The sequence below is a fragment of the Coleofasciculus sp. genome (assembly GCF_046565525.1).
Classification (GTDB): Bacteria; Cyanobacteriota; Cyanobacteriia; order Cyanobacteriales; family Coleofasciculaceae; genus Coleofasciculus.
This window is the reverse complement of record NZ_JBKHUP010000011.1, coordinates 17037-33191: the sequence shown is the minus strand read 5'-3', so window position 1 is coordinate 33191 and position 16155 is coordinate 17037. Positions and strand designations below refer to the sequence as shown.

Sequence of the window (16155 nt, the reverse complement as noted above, 5' to 3'; positions counted from 1 at the left end):
GATGTGGGACTACACTGACAAGGTAATGGATTTGTTTCATAATCCTCATAATATGGGCGCGATCGCGACTCAAGATTGTGGTACGACAGAAACGATCGCGGTTGGTGAGATTGGTAGTATTGTTTGTGGCGATGCGTTGCGCTTGTATCTGAGGATTGATACTACAACCGATACCATCCTAGAAGCCCGTTTTCAAACCTTTGGCTGTGCGAGTGCGATCGCGTCTTCCTCGGCGCTGACTGATCTGATTAAGGGGATGACGGTTGATGAGGCTCTGCAACTGACGAATCGCCAGATTGCTAGCTATTTGGGTGGCTTACCTCAGGAGAAGATGCACTGTTCGGTGATGGGTCAAGAAGCCCTGGAAGCGGCGATTTCTAATTATAAAGGGGTTCCGGTTAGACCGGAGGAAGAGGACGAAAGTCCCCTGGTTTGTAGTTGCTTCGGCGTCAGTTCCGCCAAGATTAAGCGACTGATTCGGGAAAATCACCTCACCACCGCCGAAGAAGTTACCAACTATATTAAAGCCGGTGGGGGGTGTGGGTCTTGTTTGGCAGATATCGATGATCTGGTGATCGATGTTACTCAAGAACAGGAGAAATTAAATACAGCGGTATCCTTGTCATCTCCGATTCCTCAACCCTCCGTTGTCGCTGCTACTCAATCCACTCCATCTACTTCCCCTAGAAATGCGGGCGAGGGAGGATCTCAAACCCCTAGCACACTCACGAACTTGCAAAAAATTACCTTGATTCAGCAGGTACTTGAGGCGGAAGTGCGTCCAACATTAGCCTATGACGGTGGCGATGTGGAGTTGTATGACGTAGAGGGCGATCGCGTCAAGGTGGTTCTCAAAGGATCGTGCGATGGTTGTCCCAGTGTGATGATTACACTGAAGATGGCGATCGAAAAGCGGCTTCAGGAACGAGTGTCTCCTACTCTTATTGTTGAAGCCGTTGTTTAAATTTAATGTGTAACTTTTGACTTCAGTTTCTGATTGAACAGGTTTTAACTTAACTCCGTGATAACCCTTGGTAAATTGCCAAGGTTTTTTTTTGACCTATAACAGGTCAGATTGACTCTACAAATAATTAACATTTACCTTAATAAGCCTGAATTTAAAACAGTGTTAATAGTCACTATTTAATAATAAATAAAGATTTCAATCAATTGTCTTTAAGCAATTAATTTATCGTTCACATAGAAAGATCTAGGGTTTGTTACAAACAGAAAAATACCGAATAAAAACTAAACTAATAAACTTCGGTTTTTGTAGCAAAGCGCACTTTTATAGCTTGAGTTGACTTCTATTATTAAATCATCAGGAAAACAAAAAAGGCTACCTCGATAAAAGTTCAATGTCTTCCTGATTAACTTGAAGCTTTCGGATACTTACATAGAAAAAATGTTCCCGAATTAACTTCAATTAAACGTTAATTTTGTCAGTCGAAATGAATTCGACACCTCAAATAATTGATCCTAATGGAGGTCTGAAATGAGGAAGATTGCTATTTACGGTAAAGGTGGAATCGGTAAATCCACAACCACACAAAATACAGTGGCTGGACTTGTCGAACTTGGTCGCAAAATTATGATCGTTGGTTGTGACCCCAAAGCAGACTCTACTCGCTTGTTGCTCGGTGGTTTGCACCAAAAGAGTGTGTTAGATACCTTGCGCGAAGAAGGCGACGACGTCGATCTCGACGAAATTCGCAAAGAAGGATATGGCAAAACCCTCTGCGTAGAATCCGGTGGTCCAGAACCGGGCGTAGGCTGTGCGGGTCGAGGCATTATCACCTCAATTAGTATGCTCGAACAACTCGGCGCTTATGACGAAAGTGAAGGTCTTGACTATGCCTTCTACGACGTACTAGGCGACGTAGTTTGCGGCGGTTTCGCTATGCCAATTCGGGAAGGTAAAGCCCAAGAAATTTACATCGTTACCTCTGGCGAAATGATGGCAATGTATGCCGCCAATAACATCTGCCGAGGCATTCAAAAATACGCTGAATCTGGCGGTGTTCGTTTAGGCGGTTTGATTTGCAACAGCCGTAAGGTTGATCTCGAAGCTGAACTTATCGAAGCATTGGCTGAATCCCTCGGCACTCAGATGATTTATTTCTTACCCCGCGACAATATGGTTCAACGGGCAGAACTTAACCGCAAGACAGTGATTGAATATGACCCCGATTGTGAGCAAGCTGACCACTATCGCAGCTTAGCTAAAGCGATTGATGAAAATACCAATCATGTCGTTCCCACACCCATGAAGAATGACGAGTTGGAAAAACTACTTGTTAAGTTCGGCTTGTACGGTTAAAGATGCAGTGTGTGTTGTAGGTGGAAGGTTAGAAAACATTCCATACCTTCCACCCCTGAAATACAATCGCAATTGTTTGGAGGTAACATCCCATGACGATCATGGTTAGAGCGATTATTCGACCGGAAAAGAGTGACGAAGTAATGCAAGCGCTCTTAGACGTCGGTTATCCAGCCGTTACTAAAGTTGATGTCTTTGGTCGAGGCAAACAACGGGGTCTAAAAATTGGCAACGTGCTTTACAATGAACTGCCTAAAGTCCTTTTGATGGTGGTGGTTCCCGATGCCGAAAAAGAGTTTGTAATTCGGGCAATTCTAGGCAGCGCTCGCACGGGAGCAGAAGGAGCAGCAGGAGACGGCAAGATATTTGTCAGTCCTGTGGAAGAAGTCTACACCATCAGCTCCGGAAAAAACGAGTCGAGTACGAAAGAACCTGCGCTGGCTACGCGCTAAAGATGAGACCCATTTTGTATCCGTTGTTCTTGTAGAAATCGCTAAGAACGGTTTCTACAAGAGAACTCCCCGGTTTATGTTAGGAGGCACGAGACTAAATCTCGGTGTTGAAGGTTATGAAAGAAGTTCTTGCTGTCATCAGGATGAACAAAATTAACCAGACGAAAGAAGCATTAAGTGAAGCTGGTTTTCCTTCATTGACAGCGGTAAAAGTGGTCGGTCGAGGCAGGCAGCCTGTGGACTTTCAGTTAGTAAAAGCGATTAACGAAAATCCCCAAGATAGCAGTGATTTGCTGCCCCTCCTCGCTAAAGGACACCGTTTAATTCCCAAACGGATGCTCAGTCTGGTTGTTCCCGATGACAACGTTCAGCAAGTGGTTGACGCCCTGATTGAAGCGAATCAAACCGGTAACCCAGGAGATGGAAAAATCTTTGTTTTGCCCGTTGACGATAGTGTCCGAGTTAGAACCCAAGAAACAGGTTTAGTCGCAATTGATGAAATGACGGGCTAAGGTTTCCCAGCCATGTAGAGACGTGCCATGGCACGTCTGGGAACTCCCGATGTAGGGGCTGGTTTTATCAATAACTTGATTGAATCCGCCCTTCCAGGAAAGCAATTAAGACAGGAGAAAACGATTATGACTCCCCATGATTCAGATACCTTGAAATTAGAAAAGGCTACGTATACAGTAGACCCGAAAGACGTTACCAAAGAGATGGTGGCGCCCTACCCAGCCAAAGTTGCCAGAAAACGGGCAAAGCATATCGTTATGCGGGACCCGTCCATCGAAGGACAGGAAATTCAGGCTAATGTGCGGACGGTTCCTGGCATTCTCAACACCAGACACTGTGCCTTTGCCGGATGTAAAGGGGTGGTTGTTGGTCCCTTTGGTGATGTGCTTCACATTGTTCACGGACCCGTGGGCTGTTCTTACTACACCTGGATGACACGGCGTAATCAGTATCGGACTCGTGAAGATGGCAAGAATTACATGAGCTACTGCGTCACCACTGATATGCAGGACTCTGATATTGTCTTCGGCGGTGTCAAAAAGCTGCGTCAGGCAGTTCAGGAAGGCTATGACATCTTCAAGCCCAATGCAATTACCATCACAGCCACCTGTCCAGTCGGGTTAATTGGTGACGATATCCAAACCGTTGCCAAAGAGATGACAGAAAAGCTGGGCATTTCGGTTGTCGCCTTTAACTGCGAAGGATATAAAGGCGTTTCCCAGTCTGCGGGTCACCACATCGCTAACAATGGCTTCTTTAAAAATTGGGTTGGTGAAGGCGAAGCAGAAGACGAAGAAATTGAAGGCTTCACCGTCAACCTTTTGGGTGAGTACAACATCGGCGGCGATTCCTATGAAATTGAGCGGGTGCTTGAGAAGTGTGGGATTAAAGTCATTGCCACATTTAGTGGTGACGGCACTTACGATGCAGCAACAAAAGCCCATTTAGCTAAGTTTAACTTGGTCATGTGTCACCGCTCAATTAACTACATGGCGGAGATGATGGAGACCAAGTTTGGGGTTCCTTGGACGAAGGTCAGCTTCATCGGCGTTCAAGCTTTTGCCAAGTCCTTGCGTAAGGTTGCCCGATTCTTTAATGATGAGGCACTCACCCAGCGCATTGAAGAGGTGATTACCGAAGAAGTGGCTGCCGCAGAAGCGGAAATTGCACCGATTCGGGAACGGTTGCAAGGCAAGAGTGCGATTCTGTTTGTAGGCGGTTCTCGCGCTCACCACTACCAAGATTTGTTTGCTGACTTGGGCATCAAAACCATTGCCGCCGGCTATGAGTTCGCCCACCGGGATGACTACGAAGGTCGTCAAGTCCTACCGTTGAAAGTAGACGCCGACTCCCGCAACATCGAAGAGTTGCGTGTCGAAAAAGACCCCGAACGCTACAAACTAACTGCTGACCCGGCATGGGTGGAGCAGCTTAAAGAAGAAGGATTCCTCAATCGGTACGAGGGGATGATTTCGGAGATGGGTGAAGATACATTGATGATTGATGACATCTCCCATCATGAGCTAGAAACTCTAATCAAGCGCCTCAAGCCCGATATCGTCGGTTCCGGGATTAAGGACAAGTATGTAATTGAGAAGTTTGGCGTTCCTTGTAAGCAACTTCACAACTACGACTACGGCGGTCCTTTTGCCGGATTCCAAGGTGCGGTTAATTTCGCCAAAGATATCGATATGCGGATTAACAACCCCACTTGGAAGTTGGTTAAAGCTCCCTGGCAGAGCTAGCCATGTTCCAGACGCGCTTTTAGCGTCTGAGAGCAAGAAAGTTATCAGTGAATTCTTGCGAGCAGGGCGGGTTTAGTCACATCTGGGTTGAACAAGCAACGTTAATAGTGAAACCCGCCCCTACATATTCAACACTTACTCAATCCCCACAAAGGAGAACCAGAATCATGTTAGAAGCAACCCCTAAAGAAATCGTTGAACGCAAGGCGCTACGAATCAATCCTGCTAAGACTTGTCAGCCCATTGGTGCAATGTACGCCGCATTAGGGATTCACGGCTGCTTGCCGAACTCCCACGGTTCCCAAGGCTGCTGTTCATTCCACAAATCTCACCTGACACGCCACTACAGAGAACCTATCATGGCAGCAACCAGCGCCTTTACCGAGGGTTCGTCTGTGTTCGGCGGTGGTGCGAACCTCAAGCAAGCCCTGACCACTATTTTTACCGTGTACAATCCGGATATGGTGGCGGTTAGTACCACTTGCTTATCTGAAACCATTGGCGATGATATTCCCACCTTTATCCGCCAAGCCCGTGAATCTGGAGCAGTTCCAGAAGGAAAATACGTCATTCACGCCAATACTCCCAGCTACGTCGGTTCTCATATCACGGGCTGGTCAAATATGACCAAGGCGATGGTGACCTATTTATCTGCGAAAACCGATACGCCGAATAACAAGCTCAACATTATTCCTGGCTATGTCGAACCCTCTGATGTGCGGGCGGTTAAGCAGTTGCTGACCCAAATGGGTATTGAAGCGATTGTCTTCCCCGATACCTCGGATGTGGTGGATACGCCGAAAACTGGCGATTTTCAGATGTACCCGAAAGGAGGTACGCAAATTCCCGATTTAATCGACACGGGGAATAGCACCGCCACCTTAGCCCTGGGTAATTTTACCTCTGAAGCCGCCGCCACCGCACTGCAAAACAAGTGCCAAGTTCCGTCTCGTGTCCTGGACTTACCCATCGGTCTTCGCGCTACTGACCGCTTTGTCCAAGCGTTGATTGAATTCAGTGATATTACGCCACCTGAGTCGCTCAATGATGACCGGGGACGTTTGGTGGATGTGATGACGGATATGCAGCAGTACCTGTATCGTAAGCGGGTTGCCGTATATGGTGACCCTGACCAAGTTCTTTCAGCGACTGAGTTTCTCGTAGACTGCGGTATGTTACCGGTTTACGTGATTACCGGTAGCCCTGTCGGTAAGCGCTTTGAAGAACGGGTCAAAGATATCCTCAAGGATACGGTGCCTGATGCTGTTGTCGCTGCCAATGCAGACTTATTCTACCTGCATCAACTGATTAAAAATGAGCCCGTCGATTTGCTTTTGGGTAATGAATACGGCAAGTATATCGGTCGTGATGAAGATATTCCGATCGTGCGCTTCGGTTTCCCCATTCTAGATCGCGTCGGTCACAGTTATTTCCCCACAGCCTGCTACTGGGGCGGTATCTACCTGCTGTCTAATATTTGCAACACCTTACTCGAACGCCTAGACCGGGATGCTCCCGATGAGCTGTTTGAATTGGTTCGCTAGAGGTAGGGGCGGGTTTAACTCTTATCTTATGTTGTCACCCTGATGAGACTAAACCCGCCTAAACCAAAGGTTTGAGTTATTCCTTAAAAACTCAAAAATCATCCTTAATTTTTTATCCTTTTTAAGGGGGTTTATCATGCAAAAACCTGAACACCATATCTTCGTTTGTTCCAGCTTTAGAGCTAATGGCGACGCTAAAGGAGTTTGTCAGAAAAAGGATTCTACTACTTTAATCCAGTATCTCGAATCAGAAATCACCGATCGCGGTTTAGACGCTCTTGTTTCTCCAACTGGATGCATGAATCTGTGCAACAACGGACCCGTGATGATGGTTTACCCAGACAATTACTGGTACGGTAATGTTGATGAAGAAGCCATTGACGAAATCCTCGACGCCTTAGAAGACGGCAAACCCGCAGAGGATTATCTCTTTGTTAGTTAAATTTTAGCACCACTCCCATTAAACAGCCTTGGATTAAAACCCAAGGAACCAAAAGCACAAGTCGTCTAAAGACGACTGGAATTCATTAGTCGTCTTTAGACGACTTGTGCTATAAGCCAAGAACTTGAGTTCTTGGCGGGTGTCGGGGCTTACCGAATATACCAGTAAAATTCAACACCAAATTACTCGCCTTTTTCACTTCTTCTAACAGTATTTTTGTACAACATTTTTGAGCCTGACGACATGGAACCTGTTATTTTCCAAGAACGTGAAAAGCAAATTCACCGCAAGGGGAACCAACCATTTGACCTTGAATGTAATAAAGACAGCCTTGCTGGTGCAGTTAGCCAACGGGCTTGCGTCTTTTGTGGTTCTCGCGTCGTTTTATACCCAATCGCTGATGCGGTTCATTTAGTTCATGGACCTATCGGGTGCGCGGCGTATACGTGGGATATTCGCGGGGCGCTTTCATCGGGTCCAGAATTGCATCGGTTGAGTTTTTCCACTGACTTACAAGAACGCGATGTCATCTTTGGTGGTGAGAAAAAACTTTATCAGGCGTTAACGGAACTGATTGACCGACATCACCCTAATGCAGCGTTTGTTTATTCTACCTGTATAGTGGGCATTATTGGCGATGATTTAGAAGCGATTTGTAAGCGAGTTAGCCAAGAAAAAAAAATCCCGGTAATTCCCGTTAAATCAGAAGGATTTAAGGGCAACAAACGGGCGGGATACAATGCCGCTTGTACCGCTATGTTCCGCTTGGTCGGTACAGGGGATACTACAGGAATTTCTCCACGCAGTATTAATATTTTGGGCGATTTTAATTTAGCCGGAGAAATTTGGATTATCCGTGAATATTTTGAACGCATGGGTATCCAGGTTGTTGCCAACATCACAGGCGATGGTAGAGTTGGGGATATTGCGCGATCGCACGGCGCTGCACTCAACGTGGTTCAGTGTTCTGGGGCGACGATGGACTTAGCCAAGATGATGAAGGAGAAGTATGGAACTCCTTTTCTGCGAGTATCTTATTTTGGCGTAGAAGACATGGCAGAAGCCTTGTATAAAGTTGCCCGATTCTTCGAGGATGACCCAGAAATTCTCAAACGCGCTCAAGAATTAGTGCGTGAAGAATTAACGCTGTTGTATACTAAACTGCAAGAGTACCGCAAAGACTTGCAAGGTAAAAAAGCGGCGATTTATGTTGGCGGTGCGTTCAAAGCTTTTTCCTTAGTTAAAGCGTTCCGACTTTTAGGCATGGATGTGGTTATGGTTGGTTCGCAAACGGGAACCAGCGAAGACTACCGAGAACTCCACGAAGTCACAGATGAAGGCACAATTATTGTTGATGATTCTAACCCCTTAGAACTATCAGCATTTTTAAAAGAAAAAGATGTTGATATCTTTGTGGGTGGAGTGAAAGAACGACCCATTGCCTATAAATTAGGGCTAGGGTTTTGCGACCACAACCACGAACGCAAAGAAGCGTTAGAAGGGTTTGTGGGAATGGTTAATTTTGCCAAAGAAGTACATAGCACTGTCATGTCTCCGGTATGGAGATTCGTACCGCGCAAAAACCATTCTTAGCTTCAATATTCCGCCTCTTCCTCATCCGTTACCTAATTCGCTGCCACCGATTGACCCATGTCTAAGAAACTCAAAATTAAACAAAAAACAGAAGCTTACGTTTCCACAACTAACGCCTGTAAACTGTGTAAACCTCTCGGCGCTTGCATCGCGTTTCGAGGTATTGAGGGAACTGTGCCATTCCTGCATGGATCACAAGGCTGCGCCACCTACATGAGGCGTTATATCATTAGTCACTTTCGCGAACCCATTGACATCGCCTCATCTTCATTGAGTGAAAAACACGCCGTTTATGGCGGAGGACCTAACCTGAAAAAAGGTATCCTCAATGTCATGGATAAATATGGCGCAAAAGTTGTGGGAATTGCCACCACTTGCTTGACTGAAACCATTGGTGATGATGTCACAGGATTTTTGAAAGAGTTTAAGGAAGAATTTGGTGACAGGGAATTGCCAACCTTATTGAATGTCTCCACCCCCAGTTATAGTGGCACCCATATCGAAGGCTTTCATGCCACAGTAAGGGCAGTTATTAATCAATTAGTTGAATCGGAAACAGTCGAACCCGCAACGTCTTCCCAATCCCCAGGAGTCGGGGCGGGTTTAGTCACATCTGGGCGAACAGAAAAAGATAGTAGTGAAACCCGCCCCTACACACTCAACAGGTCCAAAGTCAATCTTTTACCTGGATTAGTCTCTCCAGCCGATATCCGTTATTTAAAAGAAGTTCTCGATGATTTTAATCATCCGGGAATTATCCTACCGGATATCTCAGAAACCTTAGACGGACCCGCCCAAATGGACTATGAAAAGATTCCGGAAGGGGGAACGCCAATTGCAGCAATTCAAAGTATGGGACATTCTAGCGCCACGATTGAGTTCGGTCAAGTGTTGCAGCGTAGTGGTAATTCTGGGGGTCAACTGCTAGCTGAACGCTGCGGTGTTCCCCTGTACGCCTTGGGTATGCCGATTGGGTTGCGAGAGTGCGATCGCTTCTTTGACGCCCTAGAAGAGGTTTCTGGTTGCGCTACACCAAGAAAACATGAACTAGAACGGGGACGGTTAGTTGATGCCTATGTTGATTCCCATAAATATCTATTTGGTAAGCGGGTGGTTGTTTATGGGGAAGAGGATTTGTGTGTCGGGTTAACGGCGTTTTTAGCCGAAATTGGCATGAAGATAGTCTTATGTGCTTCAGGGGGAAATAGTGGACATTTTGCCGAAGCAATTCACGCGGTTACTGCTGATATTGTTACCGAACCGCCAATCATCAAAGAAGGATTTGATTTCTATGAAATTGCCGAAGAAATCGAAAGCCTAAACCCCGATATGTTGATTGGCACCAGTAAAGGATATTCCATAGCCAAACAACATCAAATTCCCCTGATCCGGGTAGGCTTCCCAATTCACGATCGCTTTGGCGGACAGCGGATGCTACATCTGGGTTATCGCGGCACTCAGAACCTATTGGATCGGATTGTGAATGCAATTATCGAGAAGAAGCAAACCGATTCACCTGTGGGGTATGGCTATCTCTAGTTTTGTCATTTGTCATTTGTTTACGAGTCACGATTTAACCATTTGTTACTGACTTAGTTTAGAGAGTGTTTCTCTAAATTCAACTCATCACTTCAGGAGATAAAACCATGACAGCTACGGTTAACTTAGAAAATCACCCTTGTTTTAATGTCAAGGTAAAAGGACAGTTCGGACGAGTTCATTTGCCTGTGGCACCTAAGTGCAATATCCAATGCAATTATTGCAATCGTAAATATGATTGCGTCAACGAAAGTAGACCCGGTGTAACCAGTACTATTCTTTCTCCCGCCCAAGCCGCTTTTTACATGGAAAAGGTATTAGAGAAAGAACCGAGAATTAGTGTTGCTGGAATTGCTGGTCCAGGTGATCCCTTTGCGAATCCAGAGGAAACCTTAGGCACAATGCGCCTACTGCGGGAAAAGTTTCCCGACTTAATTCTCTGCTTGGCGACCAATGGCTTGAATCTCAAATCCGAGTATATCGAAGAAATTGCCGAAATTGGCGTCAGTCACGTTACCGTTACCATCAACGCGATCGACCCTGATATTACTCGCAAAGTTTACCGTTGGGTGCGGGATGAAAAGTCAGTGTATCAGGGATTAAAAGGCGCTCAGTTACTCTTAGAACGCCAATTAGCCGCCGTTAAAGGACTGAAAGCCGCAGGAATTACGGTGAAAATTAATTGCATTGTCATGCCGGGAATTAATGATCATCATGTGGTGGAAGTCGCCAAAGCTATGGCAGAATTGGGGGCAGATTTATTTAATGCCATGGCGATGTATCCCACCGCAGAAACGCCATTTGAGGGATTGACTGAACCCGATGCAATTATGATGGCGAAAATCCGCAAAGAATGCGAGGAATATTTACCGCAAATGCGCCATTGCACGCGCTGTCGGGCAGATGCCGTGGGACTTTTGGGCGCGGATCAGTCCGAGGAATTCCACGGTTGTTTAATTGCTTGTTCTAAGAAAGTTATTCCCATTGAAGAAAAAGAACGCCCTTATGTGGCTGTGGCAAGCGTTGAAGGAATTCTGGTGAATCAGCATTTAGGTCAAGCGGATCAGTTTCAGATTTGGCAGAAAACCGATCAAGGCTTTACCTTAGTGGAAGAACGCCTCGCCCCTGAACGGGGAAGTGGTTTTGAACGGTGGCAAAAAGTCGCTAATATGCTTAAAGATTGTCGAGCGATTTTAGCGAGTAGTATTGGCGATAACCCCAAAGAAATTTTGACCAAGTGCGGTGTGCTTCCCGTGGAAATGAGCGGTTTTATTGAGACGGGATTGCAAGCGGTTTATGAAGGGAGTGATTTGTCAAAGTTGAAGGGTAAACGGCAAGTTGCCGCTGGTAAAGTTGGAGAATGTACCGGGAGTGGCTTAGGTTGTGGTTAAGGTTTAATTATTCTTTCACAAATTGTGGAATAGGTTGTAGGTTGGGTTGACGTAAGGAAACCCAACGAAACCTAGGGCTTTAGCCCTTACTACAAGCCGGTCAGGGCGCACGTCTGTGCGCCCCTACGATTCAGGGCGGCTGCTAATTGGTGAAAACTGAGAATTTGGGACAACCTGTGTTCAATCACGCACCCTTTAATCCGTTGCCACCATGACATCTGTCGCTTTAACAACAGCATACGCTTCCTTACCCTCGGCAAGACCGAGCCGTTCCGCAGAAGACTTGGTGATAATTGCCGTCATTTCCACCCCAGGAGCAACTTCTATAGTCACCTCACTGTTAACGGCTCCAGGTATAACCTTTTTTACTGTCCCTTTAAAGGTATTGCGAGCGCTAACTTCCATAGTTCAATCCCTGATTTAGTCATTGGTTAACCAGCTAATAATACCAAAAATTACTGGATTTGCTGATTTCGCTGAATAATTTTATAAAAACAGCTAATTGTATTATTTTACTCACTTTTACCCTCGCAAAACTGATATAGCCAAAACAGACTACCGAAGGCAAAAATGCGGCATAAGTAATGGTTTTTATCTCACAGCAGTTACTACAGCAGTTAATCCAAGAAGACGTTCCCTATTTTGATTTAACCACTCAGGTGCTAGGAATTGGCGATCGCACGGGGACAATCCGCTTTACCACTCGCGCCAAAACCGTTCTAGCCTGCACCGAAGAAGCCGCCAGTATCTTACGCCAAACTGGGGCAGACGTGACAGCAATCTTGGCAACGGGTCAAATCTTAGACGCAGGAGTCCCCTTTCTCAGTGCTACCGGAAACGCCGCCGCCTTACATCTGGCTTGGAAACCTACCCAGAATTTACTTGAGTATGCCTGCGGAGTAGCCACCAAAACCTACAATCTGGTGCAGATAGCACAAGCGGCGAATCAGGATGTGATGCTCTATACCACTCGCAAAGTTATCCCAGCAACTAAACCCATCGCCGTGAAAGCCATCTTAGCGGGTGGAGCATATCCCCATCGATTGGGAGTTTCGGAAACTGTTTTAATCTTCCAACAGCATCTCAACTTTTTGGGTTCAATTGACCAACTAATTCAGCAACTACCCGTCATTAAGCGCCAGGTTAAGGAAAAGAAAGTCATTGTTGAAGTTAAAGATATGGCTACCGCCTTTAACCTAGCCACTTCAGGCATCGATGGGATTCAATTTGACAAAGTAAATGTTGAGGCATTAGCGGAGGCAATTCCCCAGATTAAGTCCATGAATCCAACGCTGATTACTCTGGCTGCTGGCGGGATTAATGACGCCAATATTGCCAATTATGCGGCAACGGGCGTAGATGGGTTGGTGTTAACTGCTCCCTATTATGCCAAGCCTGCTGATATCCAGGTGGAAATTGAGCCGAAGTAACAAGTAGAGACGTTCCGGCGGAACGTCTGTACAAAGCTGTTCCCAGATGTGCCATGGCGCTTCTGTGCAATCAATGTTTGGCAATCATTAGTACGATGATCCTATCAACACCTTTTGTACCTTTACTACACCTCAGTCATTAGCTGAGGCAACAGGGAAATGAAAAAACGACGTGTTCTCTCAATGGTTTGGATGGTTGCGACATTCCTAATCGTCGTGGGTTGTTCTCAAATGACACCTCCAAACCCTTCTGCAACGTCACCCGAATCTGTAGAACTCACGGTATCAGCAGCGGCTAGCCTCCAGGATGCCATGAAAGCGATCGCGCCGTTGTATACTCAAGAACAAGCTAACGTTACCATTACCTATAACTTTGGCTCTTCGGGTTCTCTGCAACAGCAAATCGAACAAGGAGCGCCTGTAGATGTCTTTCTCTCCGCCGCGCCGAAACAGATGAACGCTTTGCAAGAGAAAGATTTGCTGTTAACGGATACGCGCAAAGACTTATTGAAAAATTCAATTGTTCTGGTTACACCAAAGGATAAGACAGATATTTCTGATTTCAAAGAATTGAGTACCGATAAAGTGAACAAAGTGGCAATTGGCGACCCGGAAAGTGTACCCGCTGGACAATATGGAAAGGAAGTCCTCACTTCACTGAAGTTATATGCACCCATCCAAGGTAAACTGGTTTTTGCCAAAGATGTGCGCCAAGTTCTCTCTTATGTAGAAACCGGAAATGTTGAGGCAGGTTTAGTCTATGCCACGGATGCTAACGTATCAGATAATGTCAAGGTTATCGCCACAGCACCAGAAGCGTCTCACGCACCAATTATTTATCCAGTTGCGGTATTAAAAGAGAGTGAAAATCAAGATTCAGCGAAAGCATTTGTGCAGTTTCTCTCAACTGAACCTGCTAAAACTGTGTTTAAGGAATATGGTTTCAGCTTGGCTAGCGATTAACGGTTTCAAATATAGAGTTTCCTGATCGAATGAGATACTATGCCTTGGACGCAAGCCTTGCGCCCCTACTATTGTAAATGTCCTTCCCCAACAGCCAACTCCCTCTGCGTACCTCTGCGCTTACCTCTGCGTACCTCTGCGTTAAAAAAATAATCCTGCCATTTCACCGTTTAATCAAGGCGAGTTCATAAGTTTAGTTTATAGACTAAAGCTCCCTACTACGGACCTAAGGTATAAAAAGATAGTTAAACTACAGAAAACGCCAGGAAAAGCTGAGATATTATCAATCGAACCATCCCACAACCTTCTCGCCATAATTCGATTACTGGACTGGTGGAATGCCCTATTCAGATTTATCTCCGCTGTGGATTTCTCTAAAAACTGCATTTGTCGCTACAATCTTCGCTTTCTCAGTGGGAATTGCCGCCGCCCGATGGATGTATAGCTATGGCGGTAAAGCGAAAGGATTAATTGATGGTTTGTTTACCCTTCCTTTGGTGCTACCGCCGACGGTTATCGGTTTTCTCCTACTGCTACTACTAGGCAGAAATAGTCCCGTTGGACAACTGTTAAAGCAATTAGGAATTACGGTAATATTTTCCTGGTCAGCAACGGTTATCGCGGCTACAGTTGTGGCGTTTCCCTTGATGTATAAAACGGTACTGAGTGCCTTTGAACAAATTGACAAGGATTTGATTCACTGCGCTCGGACATTAGGGGCATCAGAATGGCGGATTTTTTGGCAGATTCTCTTACCTTTGGCATTACCTGGCGTTGTTTCGGGAACGATTTTAGCGTTTGCCAGGGCTTTAGGAGAATTTGGTGCCACATTAATGTTAGCCGGTAGTATTCCGGGTAAAACTCAAACTATGCCGATCGCGATCTTCTTTGCGGCGGAAGCGGGTAAGATGGGAGAGGCGTTGAATTGGGTGTTGCTGATGGTGGCGATCGCACTCTTGGTAATTGCTGCAATCAACTACTGGTCAGGAACACAGCACTCCGCCAAGTGGCACGCGATCGCACATTGGTTATCCATCGCCACAGATCGTGTGGCAAATGTAATCTCATTCTTTAATTATGCCACGAAAAACCCTCCCGGCTATCGCCGTCCCCCCTTGCTAAGGGAGGATTACAGGGGGGTCAGATATGGCGATAATGGACTTTTTGTCAACCTGAAAAAGCACTTACCTGGGTTTACATTAGAAACTCAATTAGAAGCCAATGGACAGCCATTAGGACTCTTAGGCGCTTCCGGTTCTGGCAAAAGTATGACACTGCGCTGCATTGCGGGGTTAGACTCACCCAACCAGGGGCGGATTGTTCTCAATGGACGAGTTTTATTTGATTCACAACGTGGGATTAATCTTCCCAGTCGCCAACGCCGGATTGGTTTTGTGTTTCAAAACTATGCCCTATTTCCCCATTTAACCATCGCCCAAAATATCGCCTTTGGTCTGCAAGATTTGCCCAAGGCTGAACGCAGACAGCGTGTTGCCAAATATATGGATATGATGCAGTTGCAAGGGTTAGAAAACCGCTACCCTGAGCAAATTTCTGGCGGACAGCAGCAGCGAGTTGCTTTAGCTAGGGCTTTGGCAATTCATCCAGAAGCCTTACTCTTAGATGAACCTCTTTCCGCCCTGGATACTTATTTACGCAGCCGGATTGAAAAATTGCTGATTGAAACCCTGTCTACTTATGATGGTGTAACTTTATTTGTTACTCATAAGCTAGAAGAAGCCTATCGAATCTGCCATAATTTGCTCATTCTTTCCCAAGGAAAGGTTATTGCTAATGATGCCAAAGAGAATATTTTCGAGCGTCCTCCTAGCTTTGAAGTCGCACAGGTTACTGAATGTAAAAACTTTTCCACCGCCCGGAGGATTGAACCCCAAAAAATTGAGGCGCAAGATTGGGGCTGTACGCTTCAGGTGGTTGAACCGATTCCTGATTCATTAACTTATGTGGGAATTCGCGCCCACCACCTCACCTTCCCCAGCCATCCCGATGCAGAGAATACCTTTCCCTGTTGGCTGGTTATGACCAGTGAGACACAACACCGGACAACGTTATATATCAAACTACATCATCCTCCTGATCATTCCCAACACTACCACCTGCAAGTTGAAGTCTACAAGGAAAAATGGGCAGATCTCAAAGACCGCCCCTTTCCCTGGTATGTTTGTTTAGATGCGCTGCGACTAATCTTGATGGAATAATAGC

Annotated in this window: 14 protein-coding genes; 13 read left to right on the top strand and 1 reads right to left on the bottom strand. The window is 46.0% G+C overall.

Translation table 11 applies throughout. From position 1 onward, the window contains the following. Window position 1 precedes the first annotated feature (1 nt). The 10 genes from nifU (at window position 2) to nifB (ending at window position 11539) form a co-directional block, all read left to right on the top strand. Window positions 2-964, top strand: a complete 963-nt coding sequence (gene nifU / locus ACLGGO_RS05825; protein WP_446418590.1) for a Fe-S cluster assembly protein NifU — start codon at window positions 2-4, stop codon at window positions 962-964. A 531-nt stretch (window positions 965-1495) separates the two neighbouring features. After that, window positions 1496-2320 carry a nitrogenase iron protein gene (gene nifH, locus ACLGGO_RS05820; protein WP_446339407.1) on the top strand — a complete coding sequence of 275 codons (825 nt, stop codon included), beginning with the start codon at window positions 1496-1498 and terminating at the stop codon, window positions 2318-2320. 92 nt (window positions 2321-2412) lie between these two features. Further along, window positions 2413-2772, top strand: a complete 360-nt coding sequence (locus ACLGGO_RS05815; protein WP_446418589.1) for a P-II family nitrogen regulator — start codon at window positions 2413-2415, stop codon at window positions 2770-2772. Between the two features lie 116 nt (window positions 2773-2888). After that, on the top strand, window positions 2889-3284 hold the full coding sequence (locus ACLGGO_RS05810) for a P-II family nitrogen regulator (protein WP_446418588.1): 396 nt from the start codon (window positions 2889-2891) through the stop codon (window positions 3282-3284). 126 nt (window positions 3285-3410) lie between these two features. Further along, window positions 3411-5030, top strand: coding sequence for a nitrogenase molybdenum-iron protein alpha chain (gene nifD, locus ACLGGO_RS05805; protein ID WP_446418648.1), 1620 nt, complete (start codon window positions 3411-3413; stop codon window positions 5028-5030). Between the two features lie 167 nt (window positions 5031-5197). Further along, window positions 5198-6574: a nitrogenase molybdenum-iron protein subunit beta gene (nifK, locus tag ACLGGO_RS05800; RefSeq protein ID WP_446339404.1), complete on the top strand. Its 1377-nt coding sequence runs from the start codon at window positions 5198-5200 to the stop codon at window positions 6572-6574. 136 nt (window positions 6575-6710) lie between these two features. After that, a complete protein-coding gene (locus tag ACLGGO_RS05795) occupies window positions 6711-7016 on the top strand; it encodes a (2Fe-2S) ferredoxin domain-containing protein (RefSeq protein WP_446339403.1) in 306 nt (101 codons plus the stop codon). A gap of 243 nt (window positions 7017-7259) precedes the next feature. Next, window positions 7260-8609, top strand: coding sequence for a nitrogenase iron-molybdenum cofactor biosynthesis protein NifE (gene nifE / locus ACLGGO_RS05790; protein ID WP_446418587.1), 1350 nt, complete (start codon window positions 7260-7262; stop codon window positions 8607-8609). A gap of 57 nt (window positions 8610-8666) precedes the next feature. Continuing rightward, window positions 8667-10148 (top strand): nitrogenase component 1, encoded by a 1482-nt coding sequence (locus ACLGGO_RS05785; RefSeq protein ID WP_446418586.1) that lies wholly within the window; start codon window positions 8667-8669, stop codon window positions 10146-10148. 107 nt (window positions 10149-10255) lie between these two features. Next, on the top strand, window positions 10256-11539 hold the full coding sequence (nifB, locus tag ACLGGO_RS05780) for a nitrogenase cofactor biosynthesis protein NifB (RefSeq protein ID WP_446418585.1): 1284 nt from the start codon (window positions 10256-10258) through the stop codon (window positions 11537-11539). Window positions 11540-11734: 195 nt separating this feature from the next. Here nifB and ACLGGO_RS05775 read toward each other — a convergent pair whose 3' ends face one another. After that, window positions 11735-11944, bottom strand: coding sequence for a TOBE domain-containing protein (locus ACLGGO_RS05775; protein WP_446340005.1), 210 nt, complete (start codon window positions 11942-11944; stop codon window positions 11735-11737). A 179-nt stretch (window positions 11945-12123) separates the two neighbouring features. Here ACLGGO_RS05775 and modD point away from each other — a divergent pair, with 179 nt between their 5' ends. The 3 genes from modD to modB all read left to right on the top strand — a co-directional run bounded on the left by modD (window position 12124) and on the right by modB (window position 16151). After that, window positions 12124-12969 carry a ModD protein gene (gene modD, locus ACLGGO_RS05770; protein ID WP_446340003.1) on the top strand — a complete coding sequence of 282 codons (846 nt, stop codon included), beginning with the start codon at window positions 12124-12126 and terminating at the stop codon, window positions 12967-12969. Between the two features lie 159 nt (window positions 12970-13128). Next, window positions 13129-13932: a molybdate ABC transporter substrate-binding protein gene (modA, locus tag ACLGGO_RS05765; protein ID WP_446418584.1), complete on the top strand. Its 804-nt coding sequence runs from the start codon at window positions 13129-13131 to the stop codon at window positions 13930-13932. Between the two features lie 338 nt (window positions 13933-14270). Beyond that, the gene (modB, locus tag ACLGGO_RS05760) at window positions 14271-16151 is read left to right on the top strand and encodes a molybdate ABC transporter permease subunit (RefSeq protein ID WP_446418583.1); all 1881 of its coding nucleotides are present in this window, start codon (window positions 14271-14273) and stop codon (window positions 16149-16151) included. Window positions 16152-16155 lie beyond the last annotated feature (4 nt).